General features: G+C 37.3%; 17 protein-coding genes. 7 read left to right on the top strand and 10 right to left on the bottom strand.

The window, feature by feature from the left end:
* Positions 1–87: 87 nt before the first annotated feature.
* Together DO88_RS15295 and DO88_RS15300 are read left to right on the top strand one after the other, a co-directional pair.
* Positions 88–714, top strand: a complete 627-nt coding sequence (locus DO88_RS15295; RefSeq protein WP_033029791.1) for a TetR/AcrR family transcriptional regulator — start codon at positions 88–90, stop codon at positions 712–714.
* Positions 715–1274: 560 nt separating this feature from the next.
* On the top strand, positions 1275–2894 hold the full coding sequence (locus DO88_RS15300; protein ID WP_033038159.1) for a diacylglycerol kinase family protein: 1620 nt from the start codon (positions 1275–1277) through the stop codon (positions 2892–2894).
* Between the two features lie 50 nt (positions 2895–2944).
* On the opposite strand, the gene DO88_RS15305 is transcribed toward DO88_RS15300, so the two are convergent.
* Positions 2945–3253: a VF530 family DNA-binding protein gene (locus DO88_RS15305; protein WP_033023078.1), complete on the bottom strand. Its 309-nt coding sequence runs from the start codon at positions 3251–3253 to the stop codon at positions 2945–2947.
* 54 nt (positions 3254–3307) lie between these two features.
* Complete coding sequence (locus tag DO88_RS15310; RefSeq protein WP_033038158.1) at positions 3308–3610, bottom strand: DUF1496 domain-containing protein; 303 nt, start codon at positions 3608–3610, stop codon at positions 3308–3310.
* A 122-nt stretch (positions 3611–3732) separates the two neighbouring features.
* Between DO88_RS15310 and DO88_RS15315 the strand changes: the two genes are divergently transcribed.
* A complete protein-coding gene (locus DO88_RS15315; protein ID WP_007375551.1) occupies positions 3733–3966 on the top strand; it encodes a TIGR02647 family protein in 234 nt (77 codons plus the stop codon).
* A gap of 11 nt (positions 3967–3977) precedes the next feature.
* On the opposite strand, the gene maiA is transcribed toward DO88_RS15315, so the two are convergent.
* Positions 3978–4607, bottom strand: a complete 630-nt coding sequence (gene maiA, locus DO88_RS15320) for a maleylacetoacetate isomerase (RefSeq protein ID WP_033038157.1) — start codon at positions 4605–4607, stop codon at positions 3978–3980.
* Between the two features lie 2 nt (positions 4608–4609).
* Positions 4610–5911, bottom strand: coding sequence for a homogentisate 1,2-dioxygenase (hmgA, locus tag DO88_RS15325; RefSeq protein WP_007375549.1), 1302 nt, complete (start codon positions 5909–5911; stop codon positions 4610–4612).
* Positions 5912–6062: 151 nt separating this feature from the next.
* Here hmgA and DO88_RS15330 point away from each other — a divergent pair, with 151 nt between their 5' ends.
* A complete protein-coding gene (locus DO88_RS15330; protein WP_007375548.1) occupies positions 6063–6494 on the top strand; it encodes a MarR family winged helix-turn-helix transcriptional regulator in 432 nt (143 codons plus the stop codon).
* A gap of 51 nt (positions 6495–6545) precedes the next feature.
* Here the strand turns inward: DO88_RS15330 and DO88_RS15335 are convergent, their stop codons facing one another.
* The 3 genes from DO88_RS15335 to DO88_RS15345 all read right to left on the bottom strand — a co-directional run bounded on the left by DO88_RS15335 (position 6546) and on the right by DO88_RS15345 (position 14087).
* Complete coding sequence (locus tag DO88_RS15335; protein ID WP_007375547.1) at positions 6546–9674, bottom strand: TonB-dependent receptor; 3129 nt, start codon at positions 9672–9674, stop codon at positions 6546–6548.
* A 341-nt stretch (positions 9675–10015) separates the two neighbouring features.
* Positions 10016–13189 carry a TonB-dependent receptor gene (locus tag DO88_RS15340; protein WP_007375546.1) on the bottom strand — a complete coding sequence of 1058 codons (3174 nt, stop codon included), beginning with the start codon at positions 13187–13189 and terminating at the stop codon, positions 10016–10018.
* 43 nt (positions 13190–13232) lie between these two features.
* Positions 13233–14087 carry a S1/P1 nuclease gene (locus DO88_RS15345; protein ID WP_033038156.1) on the bottom strand — a complete coding sequence of 285 codons (855 nt, stop codon included), beginning with the start codon at positions 14085–14087 and terminating at the stop codon, positions 13233–13235.
* Between the two features lie 221 nt (positions 14088–14308).
* On the opposite strand from DO88_RS15345, the gene DO88_RS15350 reads away from it, so the two are divergent.
* Both DO88_RS15350 and DO88_RS15355 read left to right on the top strand, forming a co-directional pair.
* Positions 14309–15205, top strand: a complete 897-nt coding sequence (locus DO88_RS15350; RefSeq protein WP_188085299.1) for a hypothetical protein — start codon at positions 14309–14311, stop codon at positions 15203–15205.
* Positions 15198–16142, top strand: coding sequence for a hypothetical protein (locus tag DO88_RS15355; protein WP_033038155.1), 945 nt, complete (start codon positions 15198–15200; stop codon positions 16140–16142). The genes DO88_RS15350 and DO88_RS15355 overlap by 8 nt, the downstream gene beginning before the upstream one ends.
* Positions 16143–16171: 29 nt before the next feature.
* On the opposite strand, the gene ushA is transcribed toward DO88_RS15355, so the two are convergent.
* Positions 16172–17791, bottom strand: a complete 1620-nt coding sequence (gene ushA, locus DO88_RS15360; protein WP_033038153.1) for a bifunctional UDP-sugar hydrolase/5'-nucleotidase UshA — start codon at positions 17789–17791, stop codon at positions 16172–16174.
* An 87-nt stretch (positions 17792–17878) separates the two neighbouring features.
* Complete coding sequence (locus DO88_RS15365; protein ID WP_007375541.1) at positions 17879–18064, bottom strand: hypothetical protein; 186 nt, start codon at positions 18062–18064, stop codon at positions 17879–17881.
* Positions 18065–18314: 250 nt separating this feature from the next.
* Here DO88_RS15365 and DO88_RS15370 point away from each other — a divergent pair, with 250 nt between their 5' ends.
* A complete protein-coding gene (locus DO88_RS15370) occupies positions 18315–19055 on the top strand; it encodes a peptidylprolyl isomerase (RefSeq protein WP_033038151.1) in 741 nt (246 codons plus the stop codon).
* Between the two features lie 67 nt (positions 19056–19122).
* Here the strand turns inward: DO88_RS15370 and DO88_RS15375 are convergent, their stop codons facing one another.
* Positions 19123–19539 (bottom strand): MAPEG family protein, encoded by a 417-nt coding sequence (locus tag DO88_RS15375; protein WP_033038149.1) that lies wholly within the window; start codon positions 19537–19539, stop codon positions 19123–19125.
* Between the last annotated feature and the right edge of the window lie 26 nt (positions 19540–19565).

Below are 19565 nucleotides of genomic sequence, written 5' to 3'. Positions count from 1 at the left end.
CTTTTAAAGCCGCATTACATATTTATATGGCGAGACTATTTATAGCTCTTGCTTTACTGAGTTTATGACTTGGTAGTGGAGTTGAACATGAAGCCTAAAGCAAAAAGGCAAACAGATCCCGCGATAGCACTTGCTAGGCGTGAGCAAATTTTAACAGCTGCTGCAGAGTGTTTTCGCCGTAAAGGTTACCACGGTGCAGGTATGGCAGAAATATCTAAAACGGCAGGGATGAGTGCAGGCCATATTTATAATTACTTTGAAAGCAAAGAAGCCATTATAGAAAGCATTATTGAAAAAGATATGGAAGAAATGTTCTCTATCTTTCAAAAGTTTGAAGATCACCCCGGTGATGTTTTAGCAGCTCTTTTAGATGGCTTAAATATTGGTGTGCAACGACACATGGATACGGGCTCGTGTGTTATTGATTTAGACATGATGGCAGAAGCAGGTCGTAATATGAAAGTCGCTACTCTTTTGCGCGAAACTGATATTCAAGCAAGAGGGCGCATGAGGCAGCTTTTAACAAGCGAGCGAAGTGCGCTCAAAGACATTGATGAGCTTGAACTTGAAAGCCGAATTAATGTTATATTTTCGATGATGGCAGGGTTATTACTCAGAAAGTTACTTTACCCTGAACTAACCGAAGAAACGGTACTTATAGCGCTTCGCCCTGCGATGAAAACATTACTGATGCCATTTGATAAAGCTCAGTAACGTTAAAAATAGATGACTAAAAGTAAGCTAGCCAATACCTTGGCTAGCTTTTTTATTTTAGCCCACAAATTTGTCCATTAGTATCTCCTTGCTCTTTTGCGCTAAAAAGAGGACGTTGGGTATCGTTATCCACAGTGGTCCTGTTTTCTTATTATCATTGAGTAAACGGTTGAAATGGTGATTTGGAGGCAAAAATTGCTATTCAACTTGAATTTTGGTTAAGAGAATTACTAACGTACTGAACCATATTTATTTTTCTCTTACCATTTATTTTCCAGAGTTCAAGTTATTTATACTGGCTGAGTTATACGTTAATACAAGCGACAACCGTTAAGATATTGAAACTAAACATGTAGGTATAATTTATTCACATGTCTGTAAAAAGTGCACAAAGAATGAGTTCACTTGAGGGAGTGTATTTTATTATTTTAAATATCAGTTGGTTAAGATATATTTTTGAGTTTTAAGTGTTTTTTATATGGCGTGATACTTGCAAAATAATTTATACAGCCGTTTAAATTAAGATTAAAAAACGGGATTATTTATAACAAGGAGAAATTATGTGGGCTGCAATTGGTTATTCACTTTTAGCACTACTGCTTATTTTTATTGGTTGGGAAGTGGACTCTGTTTATTTTGCTATTGTTTTTTATTGGACTGCACTGTCACTTTTATTAGTGAGTACCGCGTATATTTTTAATACAGCAAAAATATTTAGAAAACGTGAAAATGGGGTGATCCCTTTTTATATACGCTGGGCGTTTGTGCCATTTCTGCTTGGTGTACAAATCTATAATGCTTGGTCACGTAAGCGCGATAAAGTACCGCCCATTCAACAAATAAACGAAAATCTATTTTTAGCTTGCCGATTATTCCCCTCAGATATAGATACATTAAAAAGTAACGGGATCACGGCTATTTTAGATGTAACGTGTGAATTTGACGGCCTCGAATGGAGCTCTACGCAAGAAAGTATTGATTACTTAAATATTCCGGTACTCGATCATAGTATTCCTACCCATTCGCAGTTAAATCAGGCTATTAATTGGATACATCACCATATTAAAGAAAATCATCGCGTTGTTGTACATTGCGCTTTAGGGCGTGGGCGTTCAGTTTTTGTTATGGCGGCTTATTTATTGAGTCAAAATAAAAATGCAGATGTACATGAAGTGCTTGCACAAATAAAAGAAACCCGCGAAACCGCAAACTTAAATAAGCATCAGCTTCGTCATCTAGCTAAACGCCATAAAAAAGGCGAACTGCTGATTAAAAACAAAGCCGTTTTAATTGCAAACCCTGTATCTGGTACACGATTATGGCAAGAAAAAGAGCATTTAATTGTTGCGCGGCTATCGACCTATTACGATTTGAAAGTGCTTACTACTTCAAAAGAGGTTAATGGTATTGAGCTTGCTAAACAGGCAATTGCGCAAAATCCAGATATTATAATAGCGTGTGGTGGCGATGGTACCGTAGCAGAAGTTGCAAGCATACTTGTAAATACACGATGTAAACTAGGTATCATCCCAATGGGTACAGCGAATGCACTAGCCCATGTATTAATGGGTATTAGCTCTAAATTTATTCCTGTAGAACAAGCTTGTGATTTAATTATAAATGGTCAAACAAGTTTAATAGATACTGCTTATTGCAATAATGAACTGGTATTGTTGCTTGCGGGTATTGGCTTTGAGCAGTCAATGATTGAAAAAGCAGATAGAAAATCCAAAAATAAATCAGGGCAACTTGCTTATTTGAACGGCTTTTTTCAAGCCTTTAACGAGCAAAAATCATTGTTACTTAACGTAAAGCTTGATGACAATGAACCTCAAGAAATTTGCACCAATAGCTTTATTGTGGCTAATGCTGCGCCTTTTACAACGTTATTGGCGCAAGGTGGCGGGCAACCTGATCATAGTGACGGACTACTCGATGTAAATTGGTTAACACCAAATAATGAAGATTCAACTACAGTACTAAGTATTGCAGAACTGATGTTTAGTAGTTTAACGCAAACACATTTAGCAATAAATTCGCACCATACAAATGCTAAAAGGATCGAGGTTACAGGCGAAGGAGAGCTTAAGTATGTACTTGACGGTGAGGTTAAAACAGCTCAAAAACTGGTTATTACTATTGAACCAGCCTCATTAAATGTGATTTGTAAAGAACAATAAATCGCGCTTGCTACAATCAAAAAAGGAGCTAAATTAGCTCCTTTTTTACATCATTTTTTAATTGATGGCCAAACAAACCCTGTAGTATCCGGCGCTTGAGAAGATGTTTCTCTCGGTGCACTTTTTGGGCTACGAATAGGTTTGTTATTTATAGTGTGAATATAAAGTGCTTCCACTTTATCGCGAGCCCAAGGCGTTTTACGCAAAAACTTTAAACTCGATTTAATGCTCGGTTGATCAGTAAAGCATTTGATTTTTACTTGCTCGCCAAGTGTTCTCCAGCCAAGTCGCTGTTCTAACTCAACAAGTATTTGTTCTAACGTTACCCCATGTAAAGGGTTTTTAGGTTGATTATCCATAGCCATACTACTTATTTAAACTGCGTGCATTGTAGCTCAAATCAGCTTTTAGCGCTAATTCACAGTGATTGTTTTAGGAGCTGTTGGGTAAATAGCATTACCTTGTTTATCTATTTTAAGCCAAATGAGTTGGCTGTTACTGTGCTGGGGTGTTTTAGCACCGCACAAAAGTGTAAATGAGTGAATTTGTATTAACGCCCCTTCGCTATAGCGTTTGTTGTCATACCAACAGTTAGCTTCTTCATTTACAAACTGGTTTGCATCAATAATTGAATGGGTTTTAAGCGTTGTTGCTTCACTAAGTATTGAATACGATAAGCTGCTAAAACAAAAACATAGAATTAAAAAGTTACGCATTAGAGGCCTTTAAATAGGGGGTAAAAATAATACATTAAGCTAAAAAACGTGCTAGTGTAAAGTACACAAAGTGATTTAATTATAAACTTAGTTATTCACAGAACAATAAAAAGGTGCACACAATGCAATTTAATCAAACAATGATCGAAGAATTCACACTATTAGCAAAATTCCCTCGCGACAGTAAAATGCAAGGTATTAAATTACATTCAGACGCAGAGCCAAGCTTACTTAGCGCAGCGCAACGTTTATTTGAAAAAGGGATTATAGATAGCCCAGATGGCGGATATTTAACTGATCTGGGCTTAGATTTAATTGAGCACGTTACGGTTATTCATAGCGCGCTACAAAGTTAATCTAAATTGGCTTAATTTGCATCGGGTTGATTTTGCGGTGCAGCGTCATTAAATGCAGCTAATTTATTACAGTGTTCGTAAATGGCTGCAATTTTTGGATAAGCGCTCATATCTACGTTAAAACGAATTGCATTAAATACTTGCGGCACTAAACAAATGTCAGCAAGTGTTGGTTGGTCACCAAAGCAGTAGCCATCATTTTCGTTTAGCATCAGTTCTATTTTTTCAAAACCAACTTCTATCCAATGTCGATACCATTTATTTTTAGCCTCGTCATCAACACCTAATTCGTTTGATAAATACTTCAGCACGCGTAAATTATTAACAGGATGAATATCGCAAGCAATGGCAAAGCTTAAGTTTCTTATTTGCGCCTTTTGCCACGCAGTCCCTGTAATTAATGGCGATTGCGGATAAGTTTCATCTAGCCATTCCAGTATTGCAAGCGATTGTGCTAAAACACCATTATCGGTTTCAAGTGCAGGTAGTAACCCTTGCGGATTAGCCGCTAAGTATTCTTCCCCAAGCTGCTCCGATTTTAAAAGGTTAACAATAGCAAGTTCATGATCGATTGCTTTTAAGTTAAGCGCTATACGCACTCTATAAGCCGCTGATGAGCGAAAGTAGCTGTATAATTTCATAATTAATCCTGTGAACCTGTAAATTGTTTTTTAATAGTACGCCAGCAATCGGTGTAGTTTAGTTGGCGCTCTTTACCTTCTAATGCATATTTTGTCGGTGAAATTATATAGCGCGACTCAAACATAAAGGCCAATGTGTTTTCGTATTTTTGTGGTGTAAGCTCAGCGTTTGAGGCTTTTTCAAATACGTCGGCTTCAGGTCCATGTGGCGACATACAATTGTGTAAACTTGCGCCACCAGGTACAAAACCATGCTCTTTTGCATCATACACACCTTCAATCAAGCCCATAAATTCACTCATAATATTGCGGTGATAATAAGGCGGGCGAAATGTATTTTCGGCTACCATCCAACGCGGTGGAAATATCACAAAATCGACATTTGCCATACCCTCAGTAGCAGAAGGAGAGGTTAGCACAGTGAATATAGATGGATCGGGGTGATCAAAGCTCACTGTATTCATCACATTAAAACGCGATAAGTCGTATTTATAGGGCGCACTATTACCTGTCCATGCAACCACATCAAAAGGAGAGTGCTTAATTTCACAGCTAAATAAATTACCGTTAAATTTAGAAACAAGCTCAAAGTCACCTTCTTTATCTTCAAAGGCAGCAACGGGGTATTGAAAGTCTCTGTCGTTGGCATAACCGTTTGCACCAACAGGTCCTCGCTCGGCAAGCTCAAGAGCATGGCCATAATTTTCACAAATATAACCACGGGCTGTATCGTCAATTAAATCAACAGAGAACTTAATTCCTCTGGGAATTACAGCAATTTCACCTGGCTTAATGCTTAACTTACCGCACTCGGTGTGAATTAATAACTCACCTTGCTGAGGAACAAACAACATTTCGCCATCGGCATTGCAAAAGTAACGTCCTTGCATTGACCGATTAGCGACATATACATGAATGCCAATACCAGATTGCCCATTAGCATTGCCATTAGCTGCCATCGTTACCAAGCCATCAATAAAGTCAGTAGACTGTGAAGGCATATCAATAGGATTCCAACGTAGCATTGTTGGTGGTGTTACGGCTTCAGTGATTGGAGCTGTTCTTATTAGGCCGTTATCAATTGCTTGGTAATCTCCTTGCACTACAGACGGACGAAGACGGTAAAACCAAGTGCGGCGATTTGAAGCGCGAGGAGCCGTAAACGCAGTCGAACTAAATTGCTCGGTGTATAAATCGTATTTAACCTTTTGTGGGCTAAATTGCCCTATTGGCAGTGCACCGGGTAGCGCTTGTGTTTCAAATTCATTACCAAAACCGGTCATATAACTTAATTGTGTCGCCATTACTGACTCCTGTGAGAGGGGGTTGGTTTAATATTATTTTTATTTCAGTTAAGATACTCTCAAGTGAGACTAATATCAAATGTGCAAGTATGCACCTGCGTAAATATTAATGAACACCAAAGTAAGCCTTATAAAGCTGGGATAACCAAAAATGAAAATTGATTTAGCAACGTTTTTACCTTATCAATTAACGAATGTAGCAACACGTGTAAGTAACGACTTTGCCGAGGTTTATCAAACTAAGTACGGTTTAAATATTCCCCAGTGGCGAATACTTGCTAACTTAGCGCAGTATGGCCAGAGCAACGCAAAGGATTTATGCACGCAAGCAAACATGGATAAGTCGACAGTGTCGCGTGCGGTAAAAGTTTTAATAGATAAAGGTTTAGTGAAAAGTGAGTTAAATGCACAAGACAAACGCGCGGCCTTACTTGTACTGAGCAAAGCAGGGCAAAGCTTATATGAAAATATAGCGCCCGATGCACTGAATTGGGAAAAACAATTACTGAGCACTTTAACCAACGAAGAATACGGAGTATTAGTGAGTATTTTTGAAAAGTTAAATAATAAATTAAAAGCATAAAAAAGCCCACAAAGTGGGCTTTTAAAAAATGTATTTGTTTACAATTCTAAATTAGAAAGTGTAACGAACACCTACACGCATTTGCCATAAAGACGCATCAGATTGTACTGATGTATTTGCGTTGTTTTTGTTAAAGTCTGAGTATACGTAGCGGCCTTCTTCATCAATTGATGTTGAAATCATGCTAGCGCCTACGAAAGGACCTTTCTTAAGTACGCCCCAATCATCGTTTAACAGATTTGTAAGGTTATCAATTACGAAGAATGCTTCACCTTTGTGACCTTCCATAAAACCTGGAAGCTCTTGTGTCACTTTAAAGTTAAACTTAACAAACCAATCAGAGTTCTCTGCGTTACGGCTAGTCGTTTGACCACGTTTTAAACCATTTGATGCAATAAATTCATTGAATTCATTGATATCAGCAGCACTCATGTCGTAAACAACGTTAGGATCGTTTTCTAGTGGAACATACAATAGCTGGCGGTTGCCATTCCAGTTTGAGTCACCGAATTTGCTATCACTGCCATCAAATGTGTAGCTGTAAGGTAAGCCTTTATATGCTTCACCGAATAGGTTAAAGCGAGTAGCAAATCCATCAACAAACTCATGACTATAACCAAGAGTCATAGTAAAACGATGTGGGATTTCGTAATCAGATGAAGCAACACCTGGGTTACCTGGATCTGTTAGCGCAATATTACCGTAGTTAGAACCTGCTGTAGAGCTAGTCATTGGGTTAACATCATCAGAATCTGTGTATGCATAACCAAAGTTTACGCTCACACCATTATCAAACATCTTGCTAACCGCTAATGAGATAACCGATGAATCACCGCTATCACCAGTTACATTTGTAAGAAGGTATTCCTCCTTGCGACCTTCAATTGACTCGTAGATAGGGCGACCGTCAAAAGTATTTTCGCCGCTATCTTGAAGAGCGATGTCACGCGTTAATGCAGCGTCTCTTTTCTTAGAGTATAAGTAATCAAGTGAAATAACATACTCGTTTTCAGTTGTGTATGTTGCACCAAGTGAATACTTCCATTCTGAAGGAATTTCGAAGTCTGGGTCAACAGCGTTTGTTGCTGAATCACCTGAGCCGATTACAGTATTACCAACCTCATCAAATAATTGCTGAGGAACTTCAAAACCTGGTTTACCAGCATTTACATTAGCTGTATTGAATAAATCAATTTTATTATCGTCATCGCGAAGTAATGTACCAATGTTTGTTATACCATCATTCGAATATGAATTTGATAACCAAACGTTAGGATTACCGCCTGAGAACAAGCCAACGCCTGCACGTACTTCAAGTGCGTCTGTAGCGTACCATTGGAAGCCTACACGAGGTTGAATTAAATCAATACCATCAAATGTACTTTGGTTGCTGTAGCCATAGCGATCAGTAAAGTTTTGATTTAAGTTAGGTGCATCATCACTGGTGTATTTATCATAACGTAGACCAAACGTGATGTTTGCATCTAAATCAGTGAACGAGTACTCGTCTTGCACGTAAAATGTATGTTGAGCGTATGAAAAGCTCGCAGCAGCATCATTTGGATCATTCGTACCTGCCGCATTATTGTAGTAGATACGGTCGGCAAGACCTGCCTCAAAATTATTTATTGAGTCAAAACGATATTCACCTTCAGTATGCTGAACGAATAAGTTAAATACATCTAACTCTTCGAACTCATAACCAGCAGTAATTGTATGTTGATCAAGGTAGTAAGTACCTGCAACTTTAAATGTAGTTGTATCGTAATCTAAGTCATTTGATTGACGTGAATCATCTGGACCAATATAAACTGTACCACCATCGTCGGTACGAATTTGCATTTCACCAAAGCTGCTTGCTGCATCTAGTGATTGTACTGTTGCATCAAGCTCAGATTTACCAATTCGAACTTCAGTAGAGAAGTCATCTGACCAATCAGAGTAAACAGATGCAATGATTGAAGTGAATTCTGCACTTTGGTCATAAAAGTGGTTAGATAGTGATACACGGCTAGAGCCAGTATCAGACTGTGAAACAGTATTACCATCGTTGTAGTTGTAGATTAAGTTTGCGCGGTGATCTTCGTTGATGTTCCAATCTAGTTTAACTAGTATTTTTTCATCTTCAACAGGCATACTTGAAGGCATACCACCGGCATCATAACCGTAAACAGATTGAGAAATGCTCTGAATTCGAGAAATATCATCAGCAGTTACACTACCGCTGCTTAAACCATCGTAGTTAAACTGTTGAACGCCTTCAAGTTTTTCATATGAAGTGAATAAAAATAGTTTATCTTCAATTAGTGGAAGACCTACGTTGAAGCCGTAACGTTTTTCAGTATAGTTACCGTTATCAACGTCATCACCTTCAATTTTATCACCCTTGAAAGAGTCGCTAGTGTAATCATAGAAAACAGCGCCATGAACATCATTGCCACCAGATTTGGTTACTGCGTTGATGTTACACGATGTAAAACCACCGTATTGAACGTCAAACGGTGCAAGTTCAGCTGAAACTTGTTCAATTGAATCAAAAGAGAAAGGGGCGCGAATAGTTGGGTAACCATTTGAGCTTAAGCCGAAGTTATCGTTCATACGAACGCCGTCTAGCGTTAAGCTGTTGTAGCGAGGGTTACCACCACCACAGTTAATTGAACCACGGCTATCATCGATTGTGATACGTGGGTCAATACGGATAATGTCTTTTAAATCACGGTTAATAGCTGGTGTATTTTCAAGATCAGTTAGCGTAAATGTAGACGCCGGACCAGTACCACCAGACATAGAGCTAATTGGCGCGCCAGAAACTACAATTTGTTCCATGCTTGATTGTGACTCAAGAGAAACGTTTACTGGGTAGTCGTTACCAATATTAAGAATAATGTTATTGAATTCTTGGTCTGCATATACATCAGAATCAACAATTACTTTATAAGGACCGCCAACACGTAGGCCTTTGGCTGTGAAATAACCAGCGTCATTTACTTCAGTTGTTTTTACTGATCCAGAAGGCACGTGTAAAATTGTTACTTTAGTGCCGGCTGCTGGGTTGCCATTAGGCCCCATTACTTGACCTTTAATTGCAGAGGTCGTTTCGTTAGCCATTGCAGCGCCACTTACACCAACACATGCTGCAATAGCAAGTGAAAGAGCTGTTTTGCGTAATTGAGTTTTCATTTAATTTTCCCGTGTAGTTAATAATTAAATTTTTATATTTTTATTTTAAATTTTGAAAAATAAACAGTCGAAGTTCATTTATTCAAAATCCGTTACTAGTGTACCTCATTTATTCGTTACAAATAAAATACAACTGCAATATATTTTTAATAAATAGTACTATTTTTGTCTATTTGAGTGTTTTTTTGAGCAATAACTCTATATCGGGGTATATATTACGCGGGCTTTATGACAAACATGTGAAATTATAGGGAGGAATATGAAAAAACCCATTACAAATTGCAATGGGTTTATTGTGATTTACAAATAACTTAACACGTTATTTGTATTGTTTTTAAGGCTTAAAATTTGTAGCTGATACCAACTTTAGCCTGCCAAGCTGATGACGATGAACTGATTTGCGAGTAATTACGCACATCCGCACCGCCAAAACTGTTGTCTATTTTATATCTGCCTTGATCATCAAGACCACCAAAGTCATAAATAGTTTGGTTAGAGTAACCTAAGCGCTTTTCTATACCCCAGTCACTGTTTAAAAGGTTTGCGAAGTTATCAATCATAAAGTAAACCTCACCACTGTGACCTTGTGCAAAGCCAGGTATTTCTTGCTTGATGCTTACATCCATGGTTGTTACCCAAGGCTGAGTTGCTGTGTTTTTACCTAAAATACCACCACGTTGAGATATACCAGCACGCTCTAATAACGGTTCTAACTCAGCCCAAGTCATTTTAGAATCAGCCCAATTTACATTCGGATCATCAGCACCTGTAGGAATATAAGGTAAGTAGGCACCATTAGAGAATAAAGAGCTTGTATCGCCTAAATCACCTTTTTTATACATATTCATAGTATAACTAAATGGGCGACCTGAACGACGCTCAAAATACACGTTAAATTTAGTAGCATATCCTTCAAAAATTTCAGTGTTATATGCTAAGTTAATTTTAAAGCTGTGCTCAACTTCGTAAAAGCCACGTGCTGCAATATCTTCATTACGATTTACTGTAATATTGTGCTTATAGTTACCTTCTGCCTGAGAGGCTGAACCTGCTGATGATTCTGTAACATCTTGGTGAGCATAGCTTGCCGATACAAACAGGCCATTGTCCCATTGTTTAGCAATACCCGTTGAAATAATAATTGAACGACCATCATCCGATGAATTAGTCATTTCTATGTCAACATTATCGCCACTGTAAATACTTTGATTGATAACACGTTCGCCGTCCGCTGCTAAGCCTACTGGGTTAATAGACGAATTATGCCATACCGCTTCATTCTCTTTTTTATGATAAGCAATCTCTGCTTGCCATTTAAAGCCATCACCTAATAGTTCAGAATCAAACTCATATTCAAAACCTATTTGAGTACGAATGCTTGAAGGCAATTTAAAGTCAGGGTCGATATACGCAACGCTACCAGCACCTTGCTCTAATGTATTTTTTATTTCATCAGGAACCTGAGTAATATCAGCTGTGTTATTTGCATAGTAATCATTAATTACATCGTTTTGTGCTGATACTAAAGTAATGCCATCACTTTGGAATGAATTGTTATACCAAACATTTGGAATGCCGCCTTGGAAACGACCAATACCACCATTAATAGTAAGCGCTTCTGTTACGTAGTACTTAAAGCCAACACGAGGAAGTATAATATCTAGGCCATCAAGATTTTCTTGGTTAGTAAAGCCATACGTATTAGCAAAGTTTTCATTTAGAGTTGGTTTATCATCAGATGATAAGCGCTCATAACGAATACCTGCTGTAACTTCTAAATCGTCACCTACATAAAAAGTATCTTCTATGTAAAGCGCTAGCTGGTTACGTCTTACATCATATGCTGTATCAGCTGAATCATTAGTGTAAGCATTTTGATAAGAGAAATCATAAGAACCAATTTCACGGTTTTCAAAATTTTCTAAGCTATCAAATTTCCACGTTCCAAGAGAGTTTTGAGCAAACAAGTTATATAAACGAAGTGACTCGTACTGAGCTCCAAAGTTTATTTCATGCTCATCCATTAAATACGTAGCGTCTAACGTAAAAGTTAGGTTTTGTGTTTCTGAACGGTTTGCATGGCGGTATTGATCTGTACCAAAGTTGTAAGAAGGACCATTTCGACCGTCTTCCTCAACAGTAATGCTTCCTAAGTTAGAGCGAGTTGCGCTATCAGAGGTAACATCTTTATACGACACACCAATTTCTGTTGAAAAGTTTTCAGACCAATCAGAGTAAAGTTTAGATGAAAAGTTATTAAACTTAGTTACGTATGCATAAGTGCTTGAAACTAAGGCTATATTATCACCGCCAGTGCTAGAGTTACGCTCATCTTGGTCGTCTTGCCATTGATAAGTGAAATCTAAACGATGGTCATCACTTGCGTTCCAGCTTAATTTAACAAGCAAGTTTTTGTTTGTATCTTCTGGCGCACCGGCTAATGAATCAGTTAAGCCGTATTCATTATTTAAGATAGAGATAAAACGATTATAGTTAGCTTCAGAAGTATTAAATTCATTTGAAGCACCAGAGCCGTCAAAGCCGTAATCTAGATCTAATTCACTTGACCATTCTGCATAGTTAACAAAGTAAAACAGTTCATCAGCAATAATCGCTCCACCAACGTTAAAACCAAATCTTTCTTCAGTTTTAATCGGCTCTACTTTATTTGTAGAGTAAGTTTTATGACCTAGCTCATCAAGATCGTCTTCTTGTACAATATTATCAACATCGCCAGCTATCTCAGGAGTAGATATTTCGTAAAAGCCAGAAAATTTGAACTCATTTGTACCAGATTTTGTTACTGCGTTAATAGTACCGCCACCAAAGTTACCTTTAGAAGCTGAGAAAGGAGATACATCAACAGAAACTTGTTCAATAGCATCAAGTGCTACAGGAGGCTGAGAAGTAGGGTAGCCACCAAAGTTCAAGCCAAAGTCATCATTTTGACCAATACCGTCAACGGTTAAACCGTTAGTACGAGGGTTACTACCTGCAAACGTTAGCTCACCATTACCATTAATACTGGCAAGTGGGTTTAAGCGCGCAATATCTTTAATGTCGCGATTAAAGCTTGGCATATTTTCAATAGTGTCAGAGCCAAATGTACTGCTAGAGCCACCTGATTGTTGAACAATCTTATAACCAGACACTTCAATCTTTTCGATGTTTAGCGGAGCTAGCTGTGAGCTTAAACGGTAAGTTTCACCAAGGTTTAAGTAGATATTTTCAACCGTTGTGTCGTTAAACGTATCAGAATCGATGATCACCATGTAAGGACCACCTACACGTAAACCATTAGCGATAAACGTACCACTTTCGTTTGTAGTGAGCTCGCTAATAGTTCCCGTTGGTTGGTGAACTACTTTGATTTTAACGTTTGCAGCACTGCCACCTGAAGGCGTTGTGATTTTACCACGCATTGCAGATGAAGTATCAGCAGCCATTGCGCTTGTAGAAACACCTAGAGCTAAAATTACCGCTCCAGTTAATTTCGAAAGGCGAAGCTTAGTCATAATGTTGATTTCCCGTGTGTAGGTTATATAAATTTAATACAGTTTATTTGTCAGTCGTCATTTTCAGCGCCGTTTCTAACTCTTTTGCAGAAGGGTCAAATAAGGCATTTAGTAATCCAGCTAGTCGAATACCCGCTTGTTGTAAGCGTGTTTTTACAATTGGAGTGTTGTTATAAATGTAGCTATAACCAATTTCATCGTTGGTATATTTATAAATTTCTGTTGCTAAATTATGAGATTCTTCAACCCAAGTTTTAGGTGAGCTTTGTAAATACTCAGCAATTAGTTCTTTATTGTTTGTATCAATAAATTGTGCAAATTCGGTGTAAGACAAGTTCTGGTTTTCGATTAACTTAGTATCCCAAAGGCTGTGAAGGTTTGTTTCTTCGTTAAAAAATGAAACCTTGATACGGTTACCACCTCTGTCTTCACCTCGACCCGCATGAAATGGTTGGTGACTGTCGCCCACCAAATGCACTAAAAAACGCAAACTGAACTGCTTAGCATCTAAGGTGCTATTTTTATCAGTGAGCGTTTGCATTGAATAGTGAATGCCCTCTAGGATATTACTTACAGATTCTTTGTTTTTAGTGTGATCGTGATTGAAGCTGAAAGTTTTTCCTGGTGCTGCGTTAATGTAATGCCAACGAGATGATTTCTTTTGCCAAAAGTCGCCAGGAGCAGAGCGCATTTCATCAGGCCACGTTGATATTTGCGCAAGTGACTCACCATCAAGGTAGGGTTGTATTGCCGTTTTTGTTGTTTCGCTTATATGAGATTCTGCAATCTTCCCTACAATACGATGGCCATTTTGACCCCAAGCGTATGAGTTAGTGCTTGTGAATATTGCACTAATCAAAAGCAAAGAAGATATCGAGTATTTTATATTGTTATGCATTAGAACTTCCTAAATGAATATTTCATGGGGTTGCTATAAGCTAATGCGGTCAATTGTCCTCACTTTTAATGTTGATAGGAAGGACTTATTAAAATTCATACTTTCTTATTCACTTGTGATTAAAATCAATAGCTTATAATTAACAGGTAAAATTACTTGTTGTAATAAGTAAGTAAAGTTGTTCAAATACAATATATGATTTATTTTTGAGTGGCACTGCGTTGAATTTGAAAAATATCGTGTTACATAAAACGTTAATTGTTACATTTTTGTTTGTTTTATTGGTCGTTACGTGGGTTTGTGGACAAGTTAGTGTGTATAACGATGATTTGCATTTCCCAGTTATGATCGAAACCTCAACAGAGTGTCAAACAACAGCAACAAGTAATAAAAGCCAATTGATTGTTTTTACGCAATCAAAAAAAATAGCCAAGTTATTAACACAAAATTTGTGTTCTGATAACGTAGTGTCTAAGCAGTATGGCTCTGTAAAAGGATATTGGGGGTATAGAACGGCAGACAGCTTTGAGTTTGTTGGTAAAGGTATTGCTGATTTAATTTTGGCTAAAAATAATATTATGGCAGCCTTTAAAGCAGAGTCGACCTATAACTACCAGCCTGTTGTTGGCTTTTCTGACTACACGGCCTTTTTTATATCTTCTAAAGAAAAACCTCGAATCACAAAACAATACTTTTTAGATAAGCGCATAGGTTTGCTTGATTATCCGACCAGCCGCTCAGGGCATATTTTACCAAAGCAGACGTTTAAAGAGTTGGATATAAATTTAGCTAATTTGAAAATCACTTATGCTAGCTCTCATAACGAATTACGTGATTTACTCGCCGACGGAAAAGTAGATATTATTGCCTCGTTTTGGAAAGAGAGCGACGAAAAACGTTTTTCTAAAAACTATATTACGCCATTGAGTAATAACATTTCAGGAACAAGATGGTACTTAAAAATGCAGCAAAACAATACTGATTTATTGTGTGCAGTGCAAGCAAATTTACTTGATATGTCTAAAGATCAAAGTTTGCATTACTATCAAAACGTACAGCCATTTTGGAGTTGCGGTACTAGTTCAGTAAACTTAAAAGAGGAAGTTAGTGATGAGTAAATATAAACAACTGCTTGTTTTACTTTGCTTGTTTTTAACTTTATCGTCTGTTTTTTATATTTCTGTAACTCAAAAAAACCAGCAAGTAACTAAACAAAAAATAACGCAGATAGAAAGGCAAATAGCACTAGATTTACCATTACTTGATTTACCAAATGAGCTGCTTAAGCATTCAGGTAATAAAGATGCAGTTAACAGCTATATCAAAATCTTAAATAGCTACATTAATATGAGTGGGCTTAAAGTTGTTGCTATTGCACCAAAAAGCGAAATGGCAACACCTATAAACTCAAGCCAAATAATACGTAATTTGAGCACAAATAACGGACTCGTATTAGTTGTTTTTAGTGTTAAACACATTCACTTTCCGCTGAGTCATTTTATTTATTATTTTATATTTTTGGTATTAAGTGTGTTGATTAGTTTTTGGGTAAAGTTTGCGTTTATTAAACAAAGCAATAAGCAGTTTAGTAATGCAAAGCATCAATCAATTGTAGAGCCTACGCCGCTGATACTTATTGTTGATCTTAACGATAAAACATTATCTAGTAGTTGTAACCCAGAACAAAAAATATGTTTAGCCAATAAGCCATTGTGCTTTTATTTAGCACTTATAGAGTATTGTACAAATAACGATGATGTAGCACTTAGTCATAATAAAGATGTACCTGAGGAACTGCTAGAGCTTGCTAACAAGTATTTTTATAGGTTAGTCCAACTTGGTCACACAGTTAGAAAAAGACCAAACTTTAATAATAGTCTTGAAAAAACGTTGAGTGAAATACGTGCGGCACTAGATGAAGTACTTAACGAATGCCCTGAAGAGAAAGAATTATATTATCCACCAAAAGCGTATGGTGAGGGCTCTCGCTCTCGTTTGCATAGTTATGGGCTGGCAAATATTAGAAAAGGCAATATCGAAATAAGAGGAAAGTAGCTTGGCTACTTTCCTCTTATTATCTTTATTTACTTAGGAGCAAACTCAGCCGTTTTAAGAGGGCTGTTTTTTGATATAAAGTCTTGAAGGGCTTGGGCATCTGTTTCATCTGTACTAACAAACCCCTTTTTATTTGTAAGCGCAGGGTAGCCATCACCGCCTGATGCGTTATAGCTATTTAGACTCATTCTATACGTATTATGTTTATTAAAAGGCTGGCCATTAATAACCACATTAACTAGCTGTCCATCTTTACGCTCAAACGATAGTTTATGGTATTGCAAATAAGCACCTGCATCCGGTGGGAAGCTCGTTACTGTATTTAAATAATCCCATAAATCACTGCCTTGCCAATCCATATAAGTAATGCGATTTTTAAAAGGATGTACTTTTAAAATATCTTTATAGCTTACTTCACCAGCATCAATTGAGCTGCGAATGCCACCACCACTTATCAGTCCAAAGTCTGCACCCACTACATCCATTTGCGCTTGAATAATTACGCGTGCAAGATTTGTTTGTTGATAGCGGACTTTGTTTCTGTCACCTTCTAAACGAGCATCTACTTCACCAATGGTACCTTCAATTTGTTTAGCGCCTTTAGCTTGGTATACCGCTAAATAAGATTCAAGTTTTGAGTCTGGTTTAATGTACTCGTTCGCTAATACTTCTTTAGTTGAGCCATCAGCTTGTACTTTATCTACATACAAATTAACTGGCATCAATTTGTAGTCTAGTAACGTTAATTTTCCATTTTCAAGTTTAAACTCAGCTTTACCCACATACTTACCCCATTCATGGGCTTGCATAATGTAAGTACCGTTTTGTTGGTCTGGTTTACAGGCAAGACCTGGTTTAAAGTTATCGTCATTTACATTTGTATCGCTCATACATACAGGTTCTTGAGAGTGGCCACCAATGATCATATCTAGCGTGTTTGCAGGAAGTGAGCGAGCAAGTGTTACATCACCGGGTGCGTTAATACCAAAGCTAGCATCAACATAATGACCCATATGAGTCAGGGCGATTGTAATGTCAGGATTGTACTTAGCTTTTATTTCTTTAGCTAGTTTTGCGGTAACGTCAACAGGGTCTTTAAACTCTAAGTGCCCAATATACTGAGGATTACCAATTTTAGCTGTGTCGGTTGTTGTTAATCCAATAACGGCAATAGTTAAGCCATTTTTTTTGAATATTTTATAGCTATCAAACGCGTGCTCGCCTGTCTCTTTTTCAAATATATTGGCTGATAAAAAAGGAAAGTTCACCCATTTTTGCTGTTGCTTTAAAACATCAATAGGGTTGTCGAATTCGTGATTACCCAATGCCATTGCATCGTAACCAATCAGCGACATTCCTTTAAAGTCAGGTTCTGCTTTTTGTAAGTCTGACTCAGGAATACCCGTATTAATATCACCACCAGAGAGTAGTAAAACGGCATGACCTTGTTTGTTCGCTTCAGCTCGAAGCGAATCAATAAGCGTTTTACGTGCAGCCATGCCGTATTCGCCTTTTTCATTGTGCCAAAAACGTCCATGGTTATCATTTGTATGTAGAACAGTTAAGTATTGAGTTGAGGGACTACTAGTTGATGATGAAGTGCAACCAAGTACACTAAGAATAATTGAGAATAAAATAATAATACGCATAAAATACCTATGGATTAAGGTCTACTTAATTTATTGAGCGGGTAGTTTAAACTAGTTTAATCCTAAAAAAACGTACTTATTTACATTTTATTTAGAAGGTGCAGTTAATTGATTTGTGGCAGCACGTTCACGACGCCTTAATTCGGTATTCGCATATTCCCGCTTGCTGTGATTAGTACCTATCATCCATGTTAAAAAGCTCGCCGGTAGTTTTGTGTATGGTTCACCTTTGTGTAAACCAAAGTCGCAAATCGTTTGTTTAGTGTGTGGCATTGTTAGATCCTGTTGTTTGTGTTTTTTTAAAGTAACAAAAAGTAGTCACGCTTTTTAGATGATTTATTTGTAAATAATTAAATTTATATAGCTAAAAAGCATATAAATAATGATGTATGTAATTAATTTGTTATCAACACGGTCTAATTTGTATCAACTCGCACTTTAGAATCGATTTTAATCGCCTATGGTATTAATGTGTTAACGTATTAACTACTTATCTAAAAAAATATAACAACAGGAATGTAACATGAAAAAACTTTTACTTGGCTCAGTACTCGCTGCAGCAAGTTTTACTAGCACCGCTACTATTGTCGAAATGAACACGAGCCAAGGTGTGATAGAAATTAATCTTTTTGATCAACAAACACCTAAAACAGTCGAAAATTTTTTAAGTTATGTTCAAGATGATTCATATAACGAAACAGTGATTCACCGCTCTGTCAGTAATTTCGTTATTCAAGGTGGTGGATTTACATTTTCTGATTCATTAGATGCGATTACGACAAAGCCTACTGTAATAAATGAGCCGGTTTTTTCTAATGTTAAGGGTACAATTGCTATGGCTAAATTATCAGGTGATGCTAATAGCGCGACAAGCCAGTGGTTTTTCAATATCACCGATAACAGTGCTGCACTTGATACGCAAAATGGTGGTTTTACTGTGTTCGGACAAATTACTGCAGCGAGTCAATCTACTTTAGATAAAATTGCAGCTTTGGTGCACTGTGGTGAAACTCCAGTTGTTGATATTACTGCTGAACAATGTTCAAGCAATGACGTAACGATTAGCAGTGCTAATTTAGTGACTATTCAAAGCGTAACTGTAATGGATGATGACCCGAATTCTTCAGCAGGGCTTACAGTCACTGCAAATACGTTAATTGACGCTGACACATCAACAGATTCAGGTAGTAGCTCTGGCGGCGGGTTAATTTGGCTTTTAGGTGCTTTTTTACTTGCGTTACCTCGTTTAAAACATGCTAAATAATTAAAATTAACGGTAATGTGGATGGCGTAAACCAGTCGTCCACATTACTATTATTAAACTTTGCTATTTAAAATAATACTCGCCAAACCATCGCAAGCCAAATTGAAAACACACAAATACAACCCAGTAAAAACACGTTAAAACGTGCGCGTACGTTATTTTTACCTAAATGAATAACACTATGCACAATTCGTGTTGCTACAAATAAACAGGCCAATATAGCCACAAGTGTACTGGCGCTATTTAGTTGTAGTGCAAGTAAACATCCCGCGTAAAAAAGTACAGGTATTTCAAACTGATTCGAAAAGTTCCTATCTGCAACCCTAATAGTGTCGCCAGCCTTATCTAACTGCATTGTTTTAAAATCCCTTAAATCTAGTTGTTTATTTTTAGCTGCTGCAAAGCGCCTTTTACCCATAATGAGCATAACAACCAGTGAAAGTGTAACTTGTGTGAACATGGCAAGTATGATGATTTTTTCCATTATTTTTCCTTATTATTATTTAGAGT

The organism is Pseudoalteromonas sp. S3431 (assembly GCF_000690035.1).
Taxonomy (GTDB): Bacteria; Pseudomonadota; Gammaproteobacteria; order Enterobacterales; family Alteromonadaceae; genus Pseudoalteromonas; species Pseudoalteromonas fuliginea.
The sequence above is the reverse complement of the archived record's forward strand: the minus strand, read 5'-3'. Positions and strand labels throughout refer to the sequence as shown.

Bases quoted from the DNA above. Each gene is read 5' to 3' on its own strand.
- DO88_RS15295 (WP_033029791.1), top strand. From the start codon at position 88: ATGAAGCCTAAAGCAAAAAGGCAAACAGATCCCGCGATAGCACTTGCT.
- DO88_RS15300 (WP_033038159.1), top strand. From the start codon at position 1,275: ATGTGGGCTGCAATTGGTTATTCACTTTTAGCACTACTGCTTATTTTT.
- DO88_RS15305 (WP_033023078.1), bottom strand. From the start codon at position 3,253: ATGGATAATCAACCTAAAAACCCTTTACATGGGGTAACGTTAGAACAA.
- DO88_RS15310 (WP_033038158.1), bottom strand. From the start codon at position 3,610: ATGCGTAACTTTTTAATTCTATGTTTTTGTTTTAGCAGCTTATCGTAT.
- DO88_RS15315 (WP_007375551.1), top strand. From the start codon at position 3,733: ATGCAATTTAATCAAACAATGATCGAAGAATTCACACTATTAGCAAAA.
- maiA (WP_033038157.1), bottom strand. From the start codon at position 4,607: ATGAAATTATACAGCTACTTTCGCTCATCAGCGGCTTATAGAGTGCGT.
- hmgA (WP_007375549.1), bottom strand. From the start codon at position 5,911: ATGGCGACACAATTAAGTTATATGACCGGTTTTGGTAATGAATTTGAA.
- DO88_RS15330 (WP_007375548.1), top strand. From the start codon at position 6,063: ATGAAAATTGATTTAGCAACGTTTTTACCTTATCAATTAACGAATGTA.
- DO88_RS15335 (WP_007375547.1), bottom strand. From the start codon at position 9,674: ATGAAAACTCAATTACGCAAAACAGCTCTTTCACTTGCTATTGCAGCA.
- DO88_RS15340 (WP_007375546.1), bottom strand. From the start codon at position 13,189: ATGACTAAGCTTCGCCTTTCGAAATTAACTGGAGCGGTAATTTTAGCT.
- DO88_RS15345 (WP_033038156.1), bottom strand. From the start codon at position 14,087: ATGCATAACAATATAAAATACTCGATATCTTCTTTGCTTTTGATTAGT.
- DO88_RS15355 (WP_033038155.1), top strand. From the start codon at position 15,198: ATGAGTAAATATAAACAACTGCTTGTTTTACTTTGCTTGTTTTTAACT.
- ushA (WP_033038153.1), bottom strand. From the start codon at position 17,791: ATGCGTATTATTATTTTATTCTCAATTATTCTTAGTGTACTTGGTTGC.
- DO88_RS15365 (WP_007375541.1), bottom strand. From the start codon at position 18,064: ATGCCACACACTAAACAAACGATTTGCGACTTTGGTTTACACAAAGGT.
- DO88_RS15370 (WP_033038151.1), top strand. From the start codon at position 18,315: ATGAAAAAACTTTTACTTGGCTCAGTACTCGCTGCAGCAAGTTTTACT.
- DO88_RS15375 (WP_033038149.1), bottom strand. From the start codon at position 19,539: ATGGAAAAAATCATCATACTTGCCATGTTCACACAAGTTACACTTTCA.